This window comes from Mesorhizobium australafricanum, assembly GCF_033977265.1.
Taxonomy (GTDB): Bacteria; Pseudomonadota; Alphaproteobacteria; order Rhizobiales; family Rhizobiaceae; genus Mesorhizobium; species Mesorhizobium australafricanum.
Genome location: NZ_JAVIIT010000002.1, coordinates 13,439 through 33,182 on the forward strand (window position 1 = coordinate 13,439; position 19,744 = coordinate 33,182).

General features: G+C 63.3%; 16 protein-coding genes. 6 read left to right on the forward strand and 10 right to left on the reverse strand.

The genetic code is table 11. The annotated features are described in order from the left end of the window. The first annotated feature begins 183 nt into the window (after positions 1-183). Positions 184-1,335 carry an acetylornithine deacetylase gene (argE, locus tag RFM98_RS03605; protein WP_320307561.1) on the forward strand — a complete coding sequence of 384 codons (1,152 nt, stop codon included), beginning with the start codon at positions 184-186 and terminating at the stop codon, positions 1,333-1,335. Between the two features lie 114 nt (positions 1,336-1,449). Here the strand turns inward: argE and RFM98_RS03610 are convergent, their stop codons facing one another. From RFM98_RS03610 to RFM98_RS03630, 5 genes are read right to left on the reverse strand one after another with little or no spacing between them, the layout of a single operon-like run. Then, a complete protein-coding gene (locus RFM98_RS03610) occupies positions 1,450-2,385 on the reverse strand; it encodes a LysR family transcriptional regulator (protein WP_320307562.1) in 936 nt (311 codons plus the stop codon). Between the two features lie 44 nt (positions 2,386-2,429). After that, positions 2,430-3,920, reverse strand: coding sequence for an aldehyde dehydrogenase (locus RFM98_RS03615; RefSeq protein ID WP_320307563.1), 1,491 nt, complete (start codon positions 3,918-3,920; stop codon positions 2,430-2,432). A gap of 21 nt (positions 3,921-3,941) precedes the next feature. After that, on the reverse strand, positions 3,942-4,616 hold the full coding sequence (locus RFM98_RS03620; RefSeq protein ID WP_320307564.1) for a DUF1028 domain-containing protein: 675 nt from the start codon (positions 4,614-4,616) through the stop codon (positions 3,942-3,944). 6 nt (positions 4,617-4,622) lie between these two features. Further along, positions 4,623-5,039: a RidA family protein gene (locus tag RFM98_RS03625; RefSeq protein WP_320307565.1), complete on the reverse strand. Its 417-nt coding sequence runs from the start codon at positions 5,037-5,039 to the stop codon at positions 4,623-4,625. 45 nt (positions 5,040-5,084) lie between these two features. Beyond that, positions 5,085-6,359: a flavin-containing monooxygenase gene (locus tag RFM98_RS03630; RefSeq protein WP_320307566.1), complete on the reverse strand. Its 1,275-nt coding sequence runs from the start codon at positions 6,357-6,359 to the stop codon at positions 5,085-5,087. Positions 6,360-6,661: 302 nt separating this feature from the next. On the opposite strand from RFM98_RS03630, the gene RFM98_RS03635 reads away from it, so the two are divergent. Together RFM98_RS03635 and RFM98_RS03640 are read left to right on the forward strand one after the other, a co-directional pair. Continuing rightward, positions 6,662-8,293: an amidohydrolase gene (locus RFM98_RS03635; protein WP_320307567.1), complete on the forward strand. Its 1,632-nt coding sequence runs from the start codon at positions 6,662-6,664 to the stop codon at positions 8,291-8,293. Between the two features lie 21 nt (positions 8,294-8,314). Then, positions 8,315-9,922: a GMC family oxidoreductase gene (locus RFM98_RS03640; RefSeq protein ID WP_320307568.1), complete on the forward strand. Its 1,608-nt coding sequence runs from the start codon at positions 8,315-8,317 to the stop codon at positions 9,920-9,922. A gap of 169 nt (positions 9,923-10,091) precedes the next feature. On the opposite strand, the gene RFM98_RS03645 is transcribed toward RFM98_RS03640, so the two are convergent. The 3 genes from RFM98_RS03645 to RFM98_RS03655 all read right to left on the reverse strand — a co-directional run bounded on the left by RFM98_RS03645 (position 10,092) and on the right by RFM98_RS03655 (position 12,887). Then, positions 10,092-10,850 carry an ABC transporter ATP-binding protein gene (locus RFM98_RS03645; protein ID WP_320308121.1) on the reverse strand — a complete coding sequence of 253 codons (759 nt, stop codon included), beginning with the start codon at positions 10,848-10,850 and terminating at the stop codon, positions 10,092-10,094. A 122-nt stretch (positions 10,851-10,972) separates the two neighbouring features. Next, positions 10,973-11,776, reverse strand: a complete 804-nt coding sequence (locus RFM98_RS03650) for an ABC transporter permease (RefSeq protein WP_320307569.1) — start codon at positions 11,774-11,776, stop codon at positions 10,973-10,975. A gap of 127 nt (positions 11,777-11,903) precedes the next feature. Next, the gene (locus RFM98_RS03655; RefSeq protein ID WP_320307570.1) at positions 11,904-12,887 is read right to left on the reverse strand and encodes an ABC transporter substrate-binding protein; all 984 of its coding nucleotides are present in this window, start codon (positions 12,885-12,887) and stop codon (positions 11,904-11,906) included. 422 nt (positions 12,888-13,309) lie between these two features. Between RFM98_RS03655 and RFM98_RS03660 the strand changes: the two genes are divergently transcribed. Beyond that, positions 13,310-13,954 carry a helix-turn-helix domain-containing protein gene (locus RFM98_RS03660; RefSeq protein ID WP_320217552.1) on the forward strand — a complete coding sequence of 215 codons (645 nt, stop codon included), beginning with the start codon at positions 13,310-13,312 and terminating at the stop codon, positions 13,952-13,954. Between the two features lie 47 nt (positions 13,955-14,001). Next, a complete protein-coding gene (locus RFM98_RS03665; RefSeq protein ID WP_320307571.1) occupies positions 14,002-14,535 on the forward strand; it encodes a GNAT family N-acetyltransferase in 534 nt (177 codons plus the stop codon). On the opposite strand, the gene RFM98_RS03670 is transcribed toward RFM98_RS03665, so the two are convergent. After that, positions 14,532-15,719, reverse strand: coding sequence for an acetate/propionate family kinase (locus tag RFM98_RS03670; protein WP_320307572.1), 1,188 nt, complete (start codon positions 15,717-15,719; stop codon positions 14,532-14,534). The two genes, RFM98_RS03665 and RFM98_RS03670, sit on opposite strands and share 4 nt — an antisense overlap. Positions 15,720-15,778: 59 nt before the next feature. After that, positions 15,779-18,160, reverse strand: a complete 2,382-nt coding sequence (locus RFM98_RS03675; RefSeq protein WP_320307573.1) for a phosphoketolase family protein — start codon at positions 18,158-18,160, stop codon at positions 15,779-15,781. Between the two features lie 472 nt (positions 18,161-18,632). Here RFM98_RS03675 and RFM98_RS03680 point away from each other — a divergent pair, with 472 nt between their 5' ends. Further along, the gene (locus RFM98_RS03680) at positions 18,633-19,601 is read left to right on the forward strand and encodes a helix-turn-helix domain-containing protein (RefSeq protein WP_320308122.1); all 969 of its coding nucleotides are present in this window, start codon (positions 18,633-18,635) and stop codon (positions 19,599-19,601) included. Positions 19,602-19,744 lie beyond the last annotated feature (143 nt).

Here is a 19,744-nt window from a genome sequence, read left to right on the forward strand (position 1 = left end):
CCGAGACTACTCATAAGTTGGCGCCGGCGCGGGAAAACTACGGAATTCTTCTGCGCGGATTAGGACACGCCTAATCGCGCGTCGGGCGGATTAGCCTGCGATGAACCGGGGCTGAGCCAAATGCGACTTCAGGACAGCGGGCGCGCGATGTAGACAGCCGGTTGCGGCAACGGGACAAGATAAATGGACAGCATCAGGATTCTCGAACGGCTGATCGCCTTTCCGACAGTGAGCCGCGACTCGAACCTCGACCTCATCGGCCATGCGGCGGACCTGCTCGGAGCGAGCGGCGTCGCCTGCCAGATCATCCACAGCGCCGACGGGCATAAGGCCAATCTCTTTGCCACCATCGGCCCGGCCGACAAGCCCGGTATCATGCTGTCCGGCCACACCGACGTGGTGCCCGTCGACGGCCAGGACTGGACGCTGCCGCCATTCGCGATGACCGCGCGCGAGAGCAAGCTTTACGGTCGCGGCGCCGCGGACATGAAGGGCTTCGTGGCCTCAGCGCTCGCGGCCTGCATCAAGGCCTCGAAGATGCCGCTTCGCACGCCCCTGCATCTGGCGCTCTCCTACGACGAGGAGGTCGGCTGCCTGGGCGTGCGCGACCTGATCGAGATGCTGAGCGCAGCACCGCAGCGTCCGCTGCTATGCATCGTCGGCGAGCCGACGAACATGCAGGTGGCGACGGGGCACAAGGGCAAGCTTGCGGCTCGCGCCGTCTGCAGGGGACGGGAAGGCCATTCCGCTCTCGCCCCGCTGGCGCTCAACGCCATCCATCTCGGCTGCGATTTCGTGCGCGCCTTGCGCGACGAACAGGACCGGCTGGCCCGCGAAGGCGCTCGCGACGGCGACTACGACATTCCCTACACGACCGTGCATGTCGGCAAGATCAATGCCGGCGTGGCGCTCAACATCGTGCCCAACCTTTGCGAGATCGATTTCGAGATCCGCAACGTTGCCGCCGACGATGCCGCCGGCATTCTCGACAGGCTGCGCGTTGCCGCGGCGCGCATTGCCGCCGACGCTGCGTCGATCGCGGCAGAGGCCGCAATCGACATCGAGATCACCAACACCTATCCGGGCCTCGACACGCCGGCCGCGTCGGAAGCGGTCGCCTTCGTCAAATCGCTCACCGGTGCCAACAGCACCATGAAAGTCGCATTCGGCACGGAAGGCGGACTGTTCAGCCGCGATCTCGGCACGCCTGCCGTCGTCTGCGGACCGGGCTCCATGGCACAGGGGCACAAGCCGGACGAATTTGTCAGCGTCGAACAATTGCGGCGTTGCGACGAGATGCTGGAGCGGCTGCTGTCGCGACTCGCCGATGGATAGAGCAATTCCAGGAAAAGTGCGCAGCGGTTTTCCGTCCGGAATTGCGGAAAAACAAAAAATTGGAGCAGGTCAGCGATTACATGTAACGCTGAACTGCTCTGGCCATGATGTCGCTCATTTGACGATGCGTTCGGTGCCGAAGACGCCTTGCTCGACGACGAAGCGGCGACAATGGTCGATGAAGGCCTGCACCGTCAGCGTGCGGTGCTCGGCATTCGGCAGCGCAATTCCCATGGTCAGCGGCCTGATGTCGCCCAGCAGCGGCACAAAGACCAGCAATTTGCCGTCCGGCGACATGGTGTTGAGCGGCCGCATATTGGCGATGCCGTAGCCGAAACCATTGGCCACCATCGAACGCATGACGGCGATGTCGCCGGTGCGCTCGGCGATCTTGGGCCGCAGTCCCTTGGGCTGAAATGCCGAGAGGAAATATTCGCGGCTATAGGGCAGATCGAGCAGCACCATCGGCTCGTCGACCAGTTCCTCGGGCGTGATGCCTGCCTTTGCCGCCAGATGATGCGCGGCCGGCAGCATCACATAGGCCGGCAACTGCATCAGCGGCTCGAACGTCATATCCTGCGACAATTCGAGATCGTAGGTAAGTGCTGCGTCTATTTCGCCACGCTGCAGCATCTCGAACAATTGCCCTTGGTTGCGCTCGAACTGCCTGACGCGCACATCCGGATAGGCGTCCTCGAATTTCCTGCGCAGCGCCGGCAGGACGATCTGCGCGAAAGTGAGCAGGCAGCCGATCGCCAGCGGTCCGCGCACCTTTTCCGCGATGTCGCCGGCAATGTCGTGCAGCGCGTCCGCGTCGTTGAGCAGGCGCGCGGCTTCCTTGAGGAACAAACGCCCGCCCGCGGTAAGTGCAAGGGCATGCGAATGCTTGCGCACGAACAGCTGCACGCCGAACTCAGCTTCGAGCTGGGCGATCGACGCCGAGATCGACGGCGGCGAGACATTGACCTGCTCGGCCGCCTTGGCAATCGAACCCGCTTCGCCGACGGCGACGAAATATTCGAGTTGTCTGAGCGTGAAGCGGAGCGGCATGGTCCTATGTTGCCGGTTTGCACCCGGTGATCAAGTCACGGCCCTCAGTACTTGATCCAGGTGGTCTTCAGCGCGGTGTATTTGTCGAGCGCGTGCAGCGACAGGTCGCGCCCGAAGCCGGACTGCTTGAAGCCGCCGAAGGGCGTCATAGGGCTCAGCGCATCGACGGTGTTCACGGAAACCGTGCCCACCCGCAGTCTTTCCGCGATACGGTGAGCCCGCGACAGGCTGTCGGTCCAAAGCGATGCGGCCAGGCCGTAGACGCTGTCATTGGCAATCCGCAGCGCCTCCTCTTCGCTGTCGAATGCGATGACCGACAGGACCGGGCCGAATATCTCATCGCGGGCAAGCGGATCGTCCGGCGAGACATTGTCGAAGATGGTGGGCTGCACGAAGCTGCCGCGCCCATCGACCGCGACCCGGCCACCGCCGGTCACCAGCCGGGCCGACTTCTTGCCGCCATCGATGAAACGCATCACCGTCGCGGCATGCCGCGCGTCGACCATCGCGCCCATTCTGGATGCCGGGTCGAGCGGGTCGCCGGGTTGCGTCGCCGACGCGCGCTCGGCTAGTCTCTCCACCAGCGCATCCTTGATGCTGCGCTCCACCAGAAGCCGGGAATTGGCCGAGCACACCTGTCCCTGGTTGAAGAAGATGCCGAAGGCAGCCATGTCGGCCGCCGCATCCAGATCGCCGCAATCCGCGAACACCAGATTGGGGCTCTTGCCGCCGGTCTCCAGCCAGACCTGCTTCATATTCGACTGGCCGGAATATTGCAGGAACAGCTTGCCGACGGCGGTCGATCCCGTGAAGGCGAGGCAGTCCACATCCATATGGCGGCCAAGCGCCTGGCCGGCCGTCTCGCCGAGGCCCGGCACTACGTTGAGCACGCCTGCGGGCAAGCCGGCCTCCATCGCGAGCTCGGCCAGCCTGAGCGCCGAAAAAGGCGACTGCTCGGCCGGCTTCAGCACCACCGAATTGCCCGCCGCCAGCGCCGGCGCGCATTTCCAGGTCGCCATGTCGAGCGGGAAATTCCACGGCACGACGGCGCCCACGACCCCGAGCGGCTCCCGCCGCACCAGAGCGAGGTCGCCCTGGCCCGTCGGCGCCACCTCGTCATAGACCTTGTCTATCGCCTCGGCGTACCACTGGAAGAGCGCCGCCGAGCCCGGCACGTCGATGGTGGCGGCGTCCCTGACCAGCTTGCCCATATCCAGCGATTCCAGCAGCGCGAGCTCCTGCAGGTTCTCGCGCAGCAACTCCGCCAGCCGCAGCAGCACCGCTTTGCGATGCGCGGGGCTCGTCCGCGACCAGACGCCGGCCTCAAAACTGCGCCGCGCCGCGGCAACGGCAAGATCGATATCCTCTCCCCCGCAGGAGGCGACTTCAGCAAGCGTCGCTCCCGTGGCGGGATTGATGCTGGCGAAAGTCCGGCCGGAGCGCGCGGGCACCGGCTTGCCGTCAATGAACGCCTTGTCGCGGAAGCGGATCGCGGACGCCTTGCCGATCCAGTCCTTATGGCTGAGTTCGCTCATGCTGGCTCCAGACTGTCGGGGCTACTCGTCACCGGGAACGCCATAGCTCGGCGCATCAGACGGGTTGAGGGCGCGGGTGACGTAGGCGTCCAACTGAGGCTTGTAGATCTCCCACAGCGTTGCCAGCTGCTCGATCGGACACGCTTCCGTCCAGTCGCAACGCAGGTCGGCGACGGGCCAGGACACATCGCGCACCAGCTTCATGCCGGCGGAGCGGACAGGCCCGGCCTCGCCGCCGGCATGAAGCGCGGCGCGCATCGTGGCGATCAACCGGTCACCGAGGTCGCCTTCGGAGGCGAGATAGGCGTCGACCATCGCTTGCGGAACCTTGTCGTTGGCAAGCAGGTTGCCGCCGCAGGCGACGTCCTCGCCGCGCGCCTCGGCCCAGATGCCGAGCGCCTTCGGTCCCGAATGGATTGCGCTGCCGCCGGCCGCGTCGACCGCCAGGACCTGCCGGTATTCGCTGAAAGCGGTCGTGCGCTTCAGGATCGCGACGGCCTCGGCGGCGGAGGCGCCGCGCGCCATCAACTCCAATGCCCGTGGCCCGAGCGTCGGGTCGGTGACGTTCTGGCTGGCGACTGCGCCGACACCGGCCTGCGCATAGGCGCAGCGCGCCGCGACCGCGGGGGACGACGAGGACACCGCCACTCCGAACATGCCCGTGCGCCGGCATCGCGCGACGATGGAAAAGGTCATGGCGCTTTAGTCCGGGATGACGGCGGTGCCGTCGATCTCGACCAGCCATTCCGGCCGAGCCAGGGCCGACACGACCAGACCGGTCGAAACCGGGTGGACGCCTTTGATATATTCACCCATCGTCCGGTAGACGGCTTCGCGATGGCGGACATCGGTGAGGTAGACGACCACCTTCACCAGATGCTCCATCGTGCCGCCGCATTCCTCGATGAGCTGCCTGACGTTCTGCATGACCTTATGGGTCTGCTCGACGGGGTCGTGGCTGTCGATGGTCTTGGCCGTATCGAGATCCTGCGGGCATTGCCCGCGCAGATAGACGGTCCGGCCGCCGCGCGTGACGACCGCCTGGCAGAGATCATTGTCGAGCTTCTGCTCGGGATAGGTATCCTTGGTGTTGAAGGTTCGAATTCGCGTATGCGCCATCTTGGTCTCCATCAGGGTCGGGCTCGCAGCGTTCGTCGGCTCTGGTCAGGCATCCACGGGCTCGCGCTTAGCGGCGGCGTGATAGGCCAGATATTTTCGCTGCGTCGAAATACGGTCGGCCACGTGCTTGGCATCATGCCAGACGCCCCAGATGAAGCTCGACCCTCTTCGCGACTGCCAGGGCAGCCCGAGGAAATAGACCCCTGGCTCGGTCGAGACGCCGCGATGGTGCCTTGGCCGCCCCTTGTCGTCGAAAGCATCGACCTTCAGCCAGCTGTAATCGACGGCGAAGCCCGTCGCCCAGATGATCGCCGCTACCCCAGCCTCGGCCAGGTTGAGCTCACCAAGCGGATTGGTCACGCATTCCGGATCGGGGTCGATCCGGCGCGCCGCGGGCTCTTCCGGAAGGTCGAGACCGTTGCGAGCGACATAGGCGTCGGCTTCGTCCAGCAGCGACATCAGATTGGCGTCACCGCGGGCAATGTTTTTCGCAAGGTCGGGCGCGAAGGTCATGACACCGTCGTGGTATGTCTTGGTCATGCCGACGAGCATAAGTCCCTGCGCGGCCAGGCGACGGAAATCGATCGTTTCGCCGCCACGCGCCCCACTGACCGCGATCGTCACATGTTCCGTGCCAGGTCCCGGGGTTTCGAGGTCCCATTTGCCGAGAACGCCCAGCCACCAGCAGAAATCACGCCCGCGATAGGCTCGCGGCGGACGATCATGCGGGCCGACCGAGAGATAGACGCGCCTGCCGGCGCGCTGGAGCTCATCGGCGATCTGCACGCCCGAGGATCCCGCGCCGACCACCAGCACCGCGCCTTTTGGCAGCTGCGCCGGGTTGCGGTAGGCGCTCGAGTGGATTTGCAGGATGCCAGTATCGGCAGGAACGACGGGCGGGATGACGGGGACCTGGAAAGGTCCGGTCGCGGCGACGACGCTGTTGGCCTCGATCGCGCCATCCGACGTCTCGACGCGGAATCCGGGCCGGCCGACATTTCTTTGGACGAGCTTGACCTCGACGCCGCAGCGGATCGGCGCATCGATCTGCTTTGCATAGGCGACGAAATAGTCGGCAACCTCCTCCTTGGGGGGAAAGCCATCGGGACCGGTCATAGGAAACTCCATGCCCGGGAACCGGTCATGCCAGGCCGGACCGTTGGCAACCAGGGAATCCCACCGCTGCGAGCGCCAGCGCTCGGCAATCCGGCCACGCTCGAGAACAAGATGCGGCACGCCGCATTTGCTCAGGTGCTCGCTCATAGCCACCCCCGCCTGGCCGCCGCCGACGACAAGCGTGTCTACCTTCTCAACCGACATATCCACGTCTCTTTCGATGGGGCTTTCGCCGCTGTGATGGAGGTCCGTCCTGCTTTACTGGCGGGCCGCAGGAGCGAAAATTATGATTTCATGTGTCAGTGCTTAGCTTATCCCTAAACGCTGGAATGAGAGCGCCGAGGGGCACTCAATTCGAGCGATCACGATCGGCAAAACCACCTCCGGACATCGAGAAAAGCTTAGGCAGACCCTAAGCACGGGTGCTGGAAAAAGTAATTCTTGTGCCCTGGATTTGGTGGTTCCCTGCGTCACCCCGCATCAGAGCGACGATCGCTGAGAGTGAAATGGCGCGAGAGACCCTTTACGCAAACGGCGCGCTATACACGGTCGATGCGGCGAATCCCCAGGCCGAGGCGATGCTGGTTCGCGGCGACCGCATCGTAGCTGTCGGCTCTTGGTCCACCGTCAGAGCGCAAGCGTCCAAGGACGCCGAAATCGTCGATCTCCAGGGCCGGTTCGCAATGCCGGCCTTCATCGACTCTCACGTCCATTTCGCCTGGGGAAGCAAATATCTCGATGAAGTGCGGTTGCGCGAGGCCAAGACCTTTGGCGACGTCCTCGACCGGTTGAAGGCCTATTCGCAAGCCCATCCCGACCGCGCATGGATCGTGGGCAGCGAATTCAGCTACGGCTACCCCGATCTCCCCGAAGGCGGCTTCCACAAATCGCTTCTCGATCAAGTTGTTGCCGATCACCCGGTTTTCTTCCGCTCCGGCATGGCTCACGCCGCCTGGGTGAACAGCAAGGCGCTGGAACTTGCCGGCATCACACGGGACACACCCGATCCCGAAGGTGGCGAGATCGTGAAAGACGGGAGCGGTGAGCCGACCGGATGGTTGAAGGAGAAAGCGTGGTCCAAGTTTGAAGCATTGGTCCCCCAATCCTCGCAATCGGATATGCGATCGGCGCTGCTCTCCGCCATCAAGGAAGCAAACCGTTTGGGATTGTCGCGGGTCCAAAGCGCGGGGATGGATGACGAAGCAGTCCCCTTGCTGGCTGAAATATTCGCGAACGGCGAGCTGAGCCTGCGCTTCACGCTTTCGAGCATTGCCAATCCGGATTCGAACCTCGACGAGGTGATTGCGCGCGTATCGGGATGGCGGAACGACCTTGATCCCGCCTTTCTCGACGGACGTGTCATCAAATTCTTCCTGGACGGCGTCCTGGAATCCCACACAGGCTTCATGCCTCAGGGCTATGCCGACAAACCCGATCAAACCGGAACCTGCCTGTGGAATGCGACGGCTTATAACGCGGCCGTCAGCCGTGCGCAGCAGGAAGGCTTTCAGGTCTGGACGCACGCGATCGGCACCGGCGCCATCGAAATGGCCCTCGACGCATATGCATCGGACGGTGAACGCTCGCGGCAGTGCCGGCCACGGGTCGAGCATTGCGAAATACCCACCGCGCGCGACATCGAGCGTTTTGGCCAGATAGGCGCGATAGCCAGCTTCCAGCCCGCGATGATCTATCCGCGCGACCAGTGGCTCGGGATGGAGGGCCTTTGGGAAGTGCGTGTCGGCTCCAAGTCCTTGCCGCGGGCCTTTCCGGTTCGCTCCATCCTGGAGGCCGGCGGCGCCGTCGCGTTCGGTACGGATTGGCCTATCGTCGATCTCAATCCCCTCGTTGGCATCAGGAATGCGGTGCTGCGCCAAAGCCGGGATCATCAGCCGGAAGCAGGCTGGGTCCCGCAGCAGAGGATCAGCGTCGCGCAGGCGCTCCACGCCTATACGCTGGGCGCGGCCTTTGCCGGCCACCGGGAAAGGGATGAGGGCAGTCTGGCGGCGGGCAAACTCGCCGATTTCATCGTCCTTTCCGATGATCCGCTGCAGGTCGAGCCGGACAAACTCGCGGATATCAAAGTGCTGAAAACGATCGTCGGCGGCAAATCGGTCTGGGAAGAACCCGCGGCTTGAAACCGCATCTTTGGGGGTTGGATGGAAGCGGCTGAGTTTGACTACATCGTCGTCGGCGCCGGTTCAGCCGGCTGCGTGGTCGCCAACCGGCTGAGCGCCGATCCGTCCGTCAGAGTGTGCCTGATCGAGGCCGGCGGCAGCGACAACAGCCTGCGGGTCAAAGTGCCGGCAGGCATTCTCTCGCTCTACGGCAACCCCACCTACGACTATTGTTTCGTCGGCGTGCCGCAGCCTCGGCTCAACAACCGCAGGATTCCGGTCAACCGAGGCAAGGCGCTGGGCGGATCGAGCTCGATCAACTCGATGGTCTATATTCGCGGCGCCGCCGAAGACTATGACGAGTGGGCCGGGCTCGGCTGCGCCGGCTGGGCTTACCGCGACGTGCTGCCCGTGTTCAAGAAACTGGAGCGCAATCTGATCGCCCAGGACCCGCGCTATCACGGCATCGACGGCGAGCTTTTGGTCGACAATCCGCGCGATCCGAACGTGCTTTCCGGCATGTTCGTCGAGGCTGGGAAGAATGCGGGCCTGCCCGCCAACACCGACTTCAATGCCGAAAGCCAGTTCGGCGTCGGCATATACAACGTCACGCAGGACCGCGGCCAGCGCTTCAGCAGCTTCAGCGCCTTCATGCGCCCGGTGCTCGATCGCAAGAACCTGACACTGCTCAGCGAATGCGAGGTGATCGACCTGGTTATTGCCGAGGGGCTCGCCACAGGAATGCACGTGCGGCATGAGGGCCAGCGGAAGACGCTCTCGGCCAGCCGGGAGATCGTGCTCTCGGCCGGCGCCATCAACTCGCCCAAGATCCTGATGGCGTCGGGCATCGGGCCGGCAGCCGAGCTGCAGCAGATCGGCATCACGCCGGTTCTCGATTTGCCGGGCGTCGGCAAGAACCTGCAGGACCATGTCGACGGCATGATCACCGTGCGCTCCAGGAGCACCAGGACGCTCGGCCTGTCGATCGCCAACCTGCCGCGCATCGCGGCGGCGCCCTTCCAGTATTTCGCGCGCCGCAAGGGCATGCTCACCACCAACTATGTCGAAGCCGGCGGCTTTGCCAAAACCAGATACGCGAACGGCCTTCCCGACATTCAGTTCCACTTCGTGCCGGGCTATCGCAGCCATCGCGGCAGGCTGATCGAATACGGCCATGGCTACGCCATTCACACCTGCGTGCTCCGGCCGAAAAGCGTAGGCGAGATCAGGCTGTCACGAGACAGTGCTCGCCGGGACGTCTTGATCGACCACCGCTTCTTCGCGGACGATGAGGACGCCATGGTGCTGGTCGAAGGCATCAAGATCGCGCGCAATATCCTTGCCGCGTCCGAGTTCGACGAGGTGCGGGGCAAGGAGATGCTTCCGGGCAAGGATGTCCGCAGCGACGACGAAATCCTCGCCTATCTGCGCGCCGAAGCGCTGACCGTTTACCACCCGGTGGGGACCTGCAAGATGGGAACGGACGGCATGGCGGTCGTCGATCCGGCAACGCTCAAGGTACGCGGCGTGGACGGGCTTCGGGTCGCCGATGCCTCGGTCATGCCGAAGCTGATCGGCGGCAACACGAATGCGCCAAGCATGATGATCGGGCAGAGGGCTTCGGAGATGATCCTTGGTGGGGGCGCATAACGGCGGCAAAATAGGCCACCGCTGTTTCGGTGAACCGTCGCAAACGTCTGGAATTGGCTTGAGCCCCCCAATCCCCAGCGTCTGCGCTGATTTCACGGAAATGAACGGTAAAAATCTTGCCGCCGACAAGCCTGCAGCCGTTTCAGAAACCCTGTGTCGAGAGACTAGTTTAATGATCCTCGTCGATCTCGTCATGCAAAAGGCCGAGGATGCGGCGCTTGAGCGCGATGAAGTCGGGTTCGAGGATCACGTCCATCGAGCGCGGCCGGGGGATATCGACCTTGATCTCGGCCTTGATCTTGCCGGGCCGGGCCGTCATCACCAGAACGCGATCACCCAGCACCAACGCCTCGTCGATATCGTGGGTGACGAAGAGCACCGTCTTCTGTTGCCGCTCCCAGACGCGCAAGAGCAGCTTCTGCATGGTGCCGCGCGTCTGGCTGTCGAGAGCGCCGAAAGGCTCGTCCATCAACAGCACGGCCGGGTCGTTGGCAAGCGCGCGCGCGATCGCCACGCGCTGCTTCATGCCTCCTGAGAGTTGCGCGGGATAATGATCCGCGAAGGGCGCAAGGCCGACCTCGTTGAGATACTGGTCCACGATCCGCCTGCGCTGCTCTGCGGGCAAACCCTTGCGCTTGGGCCCGTACTCGATGTTGGCGCGCACCGTGAGCCAGGGAAACAGGGTGTAGCTCTGGAACACCATGCCCCTGTCGGGACCGGGTTCGATCACTTCCCTGCCATCGACCTTGATGCTGCCCGAAGTCGCGTCATTGAGGCCGGCCGCAAGATAGAGCAGGCTGGACTTGCCGCATCCCGACGGGCCGACGATGACGCAGAATTCGTTCCTGGCCACCTTCAGCGACACATCGTCCAGCGCCAGCACGCCATTGGCGTCGCCGTAGCGCAATGTCACATCTTCGATGGCCATCGTGGTGCCGGCCGACCGCGGATCACCGGCCGCCGAGGCCGCTCCGACCGGATTGTTCGCCTTGATGGATTCGGTCATTGCTACCCTTGATCCGGCTGCGGTTTGCGAGGACGCGTTCAAAATCAAGGTGCCCATGGCGCGACCCTCGCTCGGATGATGCGGAATGCCGTGTCGGTGATGAGGCCGAGAAGCCCGATCGCGGCGATCGCCATGAAGATCACATCGACCTGGAAGCCGCGCATCGCCTTGAGGGTGATGTAGCCGAGGCCGCTCGACGCCGCGACGAGTTCCGCCACGACCAGATATGTCCAGGCCCAGCCCATGGTGACGCGAAGCGTGTCGAGGATCGCGGGAAGTGCTGCAGGGAAAATGACGTGCCACACCGCCTCGCTGCGCTTGGTGCCCAACGTGTAGGAGGCGTTGACCAGGTCCCTGGACACGCTGCGCGCGCAATCGGAAATCATCACGAGCTGCTGGAAGAAGGTGCCGAAGAAGATGACCGCTATGCGCTGTTCGATGCCGATGCCGATCCAAAGGATGAACAGGGGCACGAAGGAGGTGACAGGCAGATAGCGGATGAAGTTGACCAGCGGCTCCAGCGGTGCCTGCACCGCCCGGTAGGTGCCCATCCACAGCCCCAGCGGCACCGCGATCAGCGAGGACACGATGAAGCCGAGAAGCACCACCTTGGCGCTGGTCAAAGTGTGGTAGAAAAGGCTGCCGTCCGCAGACATGCGATAGGTCGTCTGCAACACCGTTCCGGGTGTCGGCAGGAACATGTTCGGCACGATGCGGCCATAGGACAGGAGAGCCCAGCCGCCGATCACGATAACCCACATCGCCAGCGCGAGCGTGGTTGCGGTGGTGGCGGGAATGTTGGCGAATGGGGTCGTCAGGCGTGTCCACGCCGTCCGCCTCTGTGCCATTAGATGGCCTCCGTTGATTTAAGCGCGTAGCGCTGGAAAACGCGGCCGGCCCCAGGAGGCCGACCAACTCTGGCTTTCGGAAAAACGCTGCCGGCCCGGACGGGCCGACCCCGGCGATCTCGAAGGCTCACTGTTCCTTGATGAAATCGGTATCGAGGATGGTTTTGGCGTCGATCGTCATCTTGAGCTTGCCGGCCTTGCCCCAGATGTCCTGCGCGAAATTCACCAGCTCGGACGCCTCGCTCTTCTCGGGGGTGCCGAAGAAATCGAGGTTGCGGGCACGATCGTAGTAGCGCACGCCCTTGGCGCCGGCGGCGAAGTCCTCGGGCTTTTCGAGATAGCCGCCAATGCCCTTGGCCATGATCTCATAGGCCTTGTCCGGGTTGGTCTTGATGTATTCGACCGCCTTGTAATAGCCCTTGACCAGGGCCTTCACGTCCTCGGGATGCTTCTCGATCAGGTCGCATTTAAGCGCGATCACATCGACGATCAGGCCAGGCGTGGTCGTGGAATCGATCAGCACCTTGCCCTTGCCGCCCTTGCGGACTTCGGTGAGGTGCGGCTCCCAGGTCACCGCGGCGGGAACCTGGCCGGCGATGAACGCGGTCGCCGCATCATCGGCGGTCATGTTGGTGATGGTGACGTCGTCCTCGGTCATGCCTTCCTTTTTCAGGAGCACGGTGAACCAGAATTCGGATATGGAACCCTCGTTCAGGGCCACCTGCTGGCCCTTCAAATCCTTCAGCGACTTGACGTCGGCCTGCGTGACGACGCCGTCGCCGCCGTGGCTGTCGTCGAGCGCCAGCACATATTTGAAGCAGAGCTCGTCCGAGCGGTACTTCATCAGCTCATCGACGGTGGACGCGGCGCCATCGAGGTCGCCACCGGCGACCGCCGCCATGTAAAGCGCTGATTCTTCGATGACCTTCAGGTCGACGTCAACGCCGGCCTCCTTGAAGTAACCGAGGTCGCGGGCAAGAAACAGCGGTCCGTAGCCAACCCAGGTGGTCATGCCGAGGCGAATGGCGCCTGCGTCGGCGGGAGCGGCAAGCCCCAGGCCCAGCAGGCCTGCGCCGACCGCGGTCATCAGGCAATTTCGGAATGTCTTCATTATCGTGGTTCCCCATGGCTGTTGCCGGCATCAGCCCATTCGAATGGCCTATGCCAGGCGGTGTTTGGCAGCCGCTCTCTTGTTATGCGTCGCCTCCCGGGCGAGCCTTGCGTGTTCTTAGGCCTCGCAAGAGAGCACCCGGGCCGGGTCGCCAAAAGAAGTCTTTTTCTGTCCTTTGCTTCGCCGAAACCGAAGCAGCAGCCCGTGGCTGACTTCCATCCAAATCTGCTTTGATCGGAGGCACGGTCGATCTCGCCGCCGATCTGGTCGGCGCCGCGCTTGGTCATGTTGACGAGGTAAGGCACGATGTCGCCGTCGATCCGGGTTCCGCTCTAAGTGGTTTCCCGTAGGGACATAACCGAATTTCGGCATGGCGGGATTTGCGCGATTGCTGTTGTCACAGATTCACCGGGACCACAGCCATGCACGTTCAAGCCTCCGCCAAGATCGAACTGCCGTCCTATCTCCCTCACCAGAGCCCTGCGCCCGTCTTTGAAGGGCCGACAACCCCGGTCAGCTTCTTCCCGGCAGGCGCCGAAATCTACGCCCAAGGCGAAAAGGCCGGCGCCCTCTACCAGGTCGAATTCGGCGCGGTCCGCATCTACCGGCTGCTTGCCGACGGCCGCAGGCAGATCAGCGCGTTTCACCTGGCGGGAGAGACCTTCGGTTTCGAGGCCGACGCCACGCACCACTTCTTCGCCGAAGCGATCAGCGCAACCGGCGTGCGGGTTTTTCGCACTCCTTGCGGCATGGACATGTCCCGCCAGCTGCTGCCTCTTGCGCTCAGAGGCCTGACTCGTGCGCAGGAACATCTTCTCGTGCTCGGCCGCCAGAACGCCATTGAGCGCGTCGCGGCATTCCTGGTCGAAATGTCGGAGCGTCAGGGCGGGTTGCAGCAGGTGGAACTGCCTATGTCTCGAAACGACATCGGCGACTATCTCGGCCTCACCATCGAAACCGTCTCGCGAGTCTTCACCCGCCTGAAAGAAAAGTGCGTGATCCGCCTGCTCAGCCTGCGCAGCATCGAAATTCTCAAGCGCGATACGCTGCTGGCAATGGCGGAATGAGGCCGATTTCGACCCGTAGACGCATCAATCTCCTGAAAGGGACGACCATGAAAAGCACACTCACCACGCATACGGGATTTCGCTTCGAAGTGCGACGCGCCAACCCTGAGGACGAACCGCTCGTCGCCGAGTTCTTCACCCATGTGACGCCAGAGGATCTGCGCTTCCGCTTCCTCGGAGCAGTGAGGGAAGTTTCGCATGAGCGCCTAGTGGCAATGACCCGTTCCGACGATCCGCACATCCATAATTTTCTCGCCCTCTCGACCGACGGAATGCCGATCGCGGCGGCGACCCTCGCCGCCGATCCGGCCGACCGGCGTGGCGAGGTCGCCATCTGCATTCGCGAGGACCGCAAGCATCTCGGCGTCGGCTGGGAATTTCTTGGCTATATCGCGCGCTATGCCGACGACCACGGCATCGAGACGATCGAATCGATCGAGAGCCGCGAAAACCGCGCAGCGATCGAGGTTGAGCGCGACATGGGTTTCACCGTCACAACGGATTCAGATGACCCGACGCTCGTCCTGGTTCAGCGGAAGCTCGGCGCCAAGTTGGCAGGCCAGTCCTTGCCGTCCGGCTAGCGCGGCCCTGGGATTGTGTCGAAGTCGAGCACCTCGGCGGCCACCGCGCGTTCCTCATCGGCTGGAATGACAAGCACGTTGACGGGCGAATCCGGGGTGCTGACCAGTTCTTCGCTCTTCGCGTTCAACTCGTGGTCGAGCGCGACGCCCAGCCATCCCGTAGCTTCGCAGATCTTCTGTCGGATCACAGGCGCATGCTCGCCGATGCCCGCGGTGAACACGAGCGTATCAAGCCCGCCTATCGCCGCGGCAAGCGACCCGATCTCGCGCCCAACACGATAGACGAAGAGATCGACGGCGCGCTTGGCCGCCGGGTCTTTCGATGCAAGCAGTATCTGCATATCTCCGGATATGCCTGAAACCCCCAGCAGACCGGATCGCTCATACAGCAAGTCGGTCAGTTCATCGGACGACAGCTTCCGGTCTTGCAGAAGGTACAGGAGGACGCCGGGATCGATCGCACCGCAGCGCGTGCTCATGACGAGGCCGTCAAGCGTCGAGAAACCCATAGTGGTGGCGTGGCTTACGCCCGCCTTCATCGCGCACAGGCTCGCCCCGCTGCCGAGGTGGGCAACGATCGTTCGGCCACCGGCGGCGGCACCGTAACGGTTGTGGAGCTCGCTGGCGATATGGCTGTAGGAGAGCCCGTGGAAGCCATAAGACACGATGCCTTGCTGTGACAGCTCATGCGGCAAGCCATAAAGTCTTGCCAGCTCGGGCTGCGTGGCGTGAAAGGCAGTATCGAAGCAACCGACCTGCACGGCGCCGGGCAGAAGGCGGTTGGCCAGGTCGACGAGTTCGAGGTTGATCGCTTGATGAATAGGTGCGAGCGGCTCGAGCTTGCGCAACGCACCGAGTGTGCGCTCGTCGAGCAACGTTGCACCGGCAAACTCCCGGCCGCCATGTACGATGCGGTGTCCGACCCGGCGCACCCGGCGCAACAGGTCGCGGTCCGCCAGATAGGACGCAACGGCTTCGAATGCCTTGCCGATGGAGATCGGTTGTTCGCCAAGGCTTCTGTCTAACGCCGGCGTCGTTGCCGCGGGCGCGACGTGAAGCCGGGGCCGCTGCCCGATCGACGAGACACTGCCACGCACCAGCAGATGAAGTTCGTCGCCCCTTTGAAAGACGGCGAACTTCAGGCTCGAGGAGCCGCCATTGAGGACGAGAATGGCGTCGGTCATAGTCGGCCAAGCCCCGCCGCACTTGGGATGTTCGTCGCCTCGGCCCGCTTCAGCATCGGCTACTGCTCCCACTTCCAACCGAGGATCTCCGGCATATCCTGCCCGTGCTCCCGGATATAGGCTGCGTGCTCGATCAGCTTGCCTTCCATGGCCTGTCTCAGCTGGACGTGCGCGCCGGCCGGCTCGGGGATGCGGTCTAGCACGCCGAGCACGAGATGGTAGCGATCGAGCCCATTCAGCACAGTCATGTCGAACGGCGTCGTGGTCGTGCCTTCCTCATTGTAGCCGCACACGTGGATGTTGTCGTGATTGGTCCGCCGGTAGGTCAGGCGATGGATGGTCCATGGATAGCCGTGATAGGCGAAGATGACGGGCTTGTCCCTGGTGAACAACGCATCGAACTCGCGATCCGACAGACCGTGCGGGTGGTGTTCCTTCGGCTGCAGGGTCATCAGATCGACGACGTTGACCAGCCGTATCTTGAGGTCGGGAATGTGGCGTTTCAGAATCTGGACGGCGGCCAGCGTCTCGAGCGTCGGCACGTCGCCGGCGCAGGCCATGACGACATCCGGCTCGGCCCGACCGTCGGTCGATGCCCATTCCCATATGCCGATGCCGGCGTTGCAGTGGACTTTCGCTTCGTCGATGGATAGCCACTGCCAGGAATTGGCTTTGCCGGCGACGATGACGTTGATGCGGTTCCATGTCCGCAGCACATGATCGGTCACGCAAAGCAGGCTGTTGGCATCCGCCGGCAAGTAGACGCGCACGACGTCCGCCTTCTTGTTCAGCGCCACGTCGATGAAACCTGGATCCTGATGGCTGAAGCCATTGTGCTCCTGCTGCCAGACATGGCTGGACAACAGATAGTTGAGAGAAGCGATCGGTCGCCGCCAGGCGAGCTTGCGGCAGGCATCCAGCCATTTCGCATGCTGGTTGAACATGGAATCGACGATGTGCGTGAAGGCCTCGTAGCAGGAGAAGAAGCCGTGGCGCCCGGTAAGCAGGTAACCTTCCAGCCAACCCTGACAGGTATGCTCGGATAGAATTTCCAGAACCCTGCCTTCCCGCGCCAGATGGACATCCTCGGGCAGGATTTTCTCCATCCAGGCGCGTTCCGTCACCTCGAAAACATCCTGCAAGCGGTTCGACGCTGTCTCGTCCGGCCCCACGATGCGGAAGTTCCTGCTGGCTTGGTTCAACGCCATGACGTCACGCAGGAAGCTGCCCATCACACGAGTCGCCTCCGCCTTGACGCCCCCCGGCCGTTCGACCGGGACAGCGCGCTGGTGCAGGCCCGGCAGTTCGAGAGACCGGCGAAGCAGACCGCCATTGGCATGCGGATTGGCGCCCATGCGCATGGCGCCTTGCGGCGCGGTGGCGCGGATGGTGGAGACCGGAGCGCCAGCCGCGTCGAAAAGCTCGTCGGGCAGATAGCTCCTCAGCCACTCTTCGAGCATCTTCAGATGCTCGGGGTTTTCGGCGAGGCCGGAGAGCGGGACCTGGTGGGCACGCCAGAAGCCCTCGGTCTTCAGCCCGTCGACCTCCTTGGGGCCGGTCCAGCCCTTCGGGCTCCGCAGCACGATCATCGGCCATTTCGGCCGCGACTGGGCGGTCTTTGCGCCGCTGCGGGCAGCGCCCTGAATCGCCTTGATGCGGTCGAGCGCATCGTCGAGCACGACCGCCATCCGCTCATGCATTAAGGCCGGATCGTCACCCTCGACGAAGAGCGGTTCGTAGCCGTAGCCGATGAACAGCGCACGCAACTCTTCGTCCGGGATACGGGCCAGAATGGTGGGATTGGCGATCTTGTAACCGTTGAGGTGCAGGATCGGCAGCACCGCGCCGTCAAGCACCGGGTTGAGGAACTTGTTCGAATGCCAGGACGTGGCGAGCGGCCCGGTTTCGGCCTCGCCGTCGCCAACGACGCAGGCGACGATAAGGTCCGGATTATCGAAGGCCGCGCCATAGGCATGCGAGAGCGCGTAGCCAAGCTCGCCGCCTTCATGGATCGATCCGGGCACATCGGGCGCTGCATGGCTTGGGATGCCGCCCGGAAACGAGAATTGCCGGAACAGCTTCTTCATTCCGGCCTCGTCCAGCGAGACATTTGGATTGACCTCGCTGTAGGTGCCTTCGAGGTAGGTGTTCGCCACCATGGCGGGTCCGCCATGGCCGGGACCGCAGACATAGATGACATTGGCATCGCGCTGTCTGATTGCGCGGTTGAGATGCGCATAGATGAAGCTGAGGCCTGGCGAGGTTCCCCAATGGCCGAGCAGCCTGGGCTTGACATGCTCCAGCCGAAGCGGCTCGCGCAGAAGCGGATTGTCGAGCAGGTAGATCTGCCCGATGGTCAGGTAGTTGGCGGCACGCCAGTAGGCATCGATGTCGCGCAACTCCGGTGCGGACAGGCGATTGTTGCTGGGACGCTCGATCATTTCCGACTCCTTCGCTGGTTCCAAACCAACCCCGGCTGACGTTCAACGCACCGAGGCTGCCACCGGTTCATGACCGGTCGGTGTCAAGACTGGCCGCCAATCGATCTATCCGGCGAGGAGGGACCGAGCTTTGATCCATCGCAATTGGCGGACGCTGCCTACCCCTTTTGCCGGTCGTCTTTGCGCTCGATCAAGGAATGCCCAGTTTCGTACCCATAGAGTCGAGCCGGTTAAGCGGTGGGAATGCTTGCGACAACGCACCCGGCAAGGAGGCTTATCGGTCAATCCAAATATCGCGGGCCAAACATCGCGGGCCCAAACATCGCGGGTGACGAGAATGGAAAACATTCCTAAGCCTTCTGTCGAATTGACGGGTGCGCCGATTGAACGCAGAAAGTGGCGCGGGAACGACACAGCCCTGGGGCGGACCGGTTCAGAAACCGAAGGACCGACAGGGTTTGGGAGGACAAGCATGGGCGAGGTTTTGCCCGGCCATCATGCCGACCGCATTCAGGCCGCGATCGCTTCGGATGCGGCGGCAAAGTCCGCTTTGGTCGCCTCCTGGCGACGATCTTCCAATCTCCATCGGCTCGATCCAGCCGATTGCAGCCCGGCCCGCTATTTGACGGAGCCTGAGCTGGGGCAGGCGCGCCAACGCATCGAGCCGCTCATCCGAGTTGCCCAATCGAGCCTCGACCGGCTCTATCTCGCAGTAGGCGGGGTCGGATGCTGCGTCTTGCTCGCCGATCGCGACGGCGTACCGGTCGAACGGCGTGGCGCGCCCGTGGATGACGAGACGTTTCACTCCTGGGGTTTGTGGACTGGCTCCGTCTGGAACGAGGGAAGCCAGGGCACCAACGGGATCGGCACTTGTCTTGTCGAACAGCGCGCGCTGACGATCCATCGGGATCAGCATTTCCACACGCGCAATACAGGTTTGAGCTGTACCACCGCACCGATTTACGACCACCAGGGCGATCTTGTGGCCGCGCTTGACGTGTCTTCCTGTCGAGCCGATCTCACGGAGGCCTTCGCCAATCTCATTTCGGTAGCGGTGATCGACGCGGCGCGCCGGATCGAAGCGGAAAATTTCAAGATTGCGTTCCCCAAGGCGCGAATCCTGCTGGCGCCGGTCGCCGACAAAGGTTCCGGCGCGCTCATCGCCATCGATGCCGACGACCTCGTGGTCGGCGCCACCCGTTCGGCTCGCCTGGCGCTTGGACTTACGCAACAATGTCTCGACAAGCCGATGCCTGCGCGCGATCTGCTCGGTTGGGCGGAGAACCGTCCTGAAGTCCTCGCCGAGGCGGAGCGCGGCGTCCTGCAGCGGGCGCTGGCGCGGGCAGACGGAAATGTCTCGGCCGCGGCCCAGGCGCTCGGCATCAGCCGCGCCACGCTGCACCGCAAGCTCAACCGCCTGGATGTTCACAGGCCTCACTGATCCTTCGTATCCATTCACGACTGTCGCAATTCTGCGACACCTCGCGGCCGCTTGCTGCATTCGACGCGGTGACAACAGCGGCGGAAATCGCAAACCTATCCTCCGAAGCGTCGCATCCCGCGACGTCAGCTTTGGGAGGAAGA

Excerpts from the sequence above, each read along its gene's own strand:
- argE (WP_320307561.1), top strand. The coding sequence starts at position 184 with ATGGACAGCATCAGGATTCTCGAACGGCTGATCGCCTTTCCGACAGTG.
- RFM98_RS03610 (WP_320307562.1), bottom strand. The coding sequence starts at position 2,385 with ATGCCGCTCCGCTTCACGCTCAGACAACTCGAATATTTCGTCGCCGTC.
- RFM98_RS03615 (WP_320307563.1), bottom strand. The coding sequence starts at position 3,920 with ATGAGCGAACTCAGCCATAAGGACTGGATCGGCAAGGCGTCCGCGATC.
- RFM98_RS03620 (WP_320307564.1), bottom strand. The coding sequence starts at position 4,616 with ATGACCTTTTCCATCGTCGCGCGATGCCGGCGCACGGGCATGTTCGGA.
- RFM98_RS03625 (WP_320307565.1), bottom strand. The coding sequence starts at position 5,039 with ATGGCGCATACGCGAATTCGAACCTTCAACACCAAGGATACCTATCCC.
- RFM98_RS03630 (WP_320307566.1), bottom strand. The coding sequence starts at position 6,359 with ATGTCGGTTGAGAAGGTAGACACGCTTGTCGTCGGCGGCGGCCAGGCG.
- RFM98_RS03635 (WP_320307567.1), top strand. The coding sequence starts at position 6,662 with ATGGCGCGAGAGACCCTTTACGCAAACGGCGCGCTATACACGGTCGAT.
- RFM98_RS03640 (WP_320307568.1), top strand. The coding sequence starts at position 8,315 with ATGGAAGCGGCTGAGTTTGACTACATCGTCGTCGGCGCCGGTTCAGCC.
- RFM98_RS03645 (WP_320308121.1), bottom strand. The coding sequence starts at position 10,850 with ATGGCCATCGAAGATGTGACATTGCGCTACGGCGACGCCAATGGCGTG.
- RFM98_RS03650 (WP_320307569.1), bottom strand. The coding sequence starts at position 11,776 with ATGGCACAGAGGCGGACGGCGTGGACACGCCTGACGACCCCATTCGCC.
- RFM98_RS03655 (WP_320307570.1), bottom strand. The coding sequence starts at position 12,887 with ATGAAGACATTCCGAAATTGCCTGATGACCGCGGTCGGCGCAGGCCTG.
- RFM98_RS03660 (WP_320217552.1), top strand. The coding sequence starts at position 13,310 with ATGCACGTTCAAGCCTCCGCCAAGATCGAACTGCCGTCCTATCTCCCT.
- RFM98_RS03665 (WP_320307571.1), top strand. The coding sequence starts at position 14,002 with ATGAAAAGCACACTCACCACGCATACGGGATTTCGCTTCGAAGTGCGA.
- RFM98_RS03670 (WP_320307572.1), bottom strand. The coding sequence starts at position 15,719 with ATGACCGACGCCATTCTCGTCCTCAATGGCGGCTCCTCGAGCCTGAAG.
- RFM98_RS03675 (WP_320307573.1), bottom strand. The coding sequence starts at position 18,160 with ATGATCGAGCGTCCCAGCAACAATCGCCTGTCCGCACCGGAGTTGCGC.
- RFM98_RS03680 (WP_320308122.1), top strand. The coding sequence starts at position 18,633 with ATGGGCGAGGTTTTGCCCGGCCATCATGCCGACCGCATTCAGGCCGCG.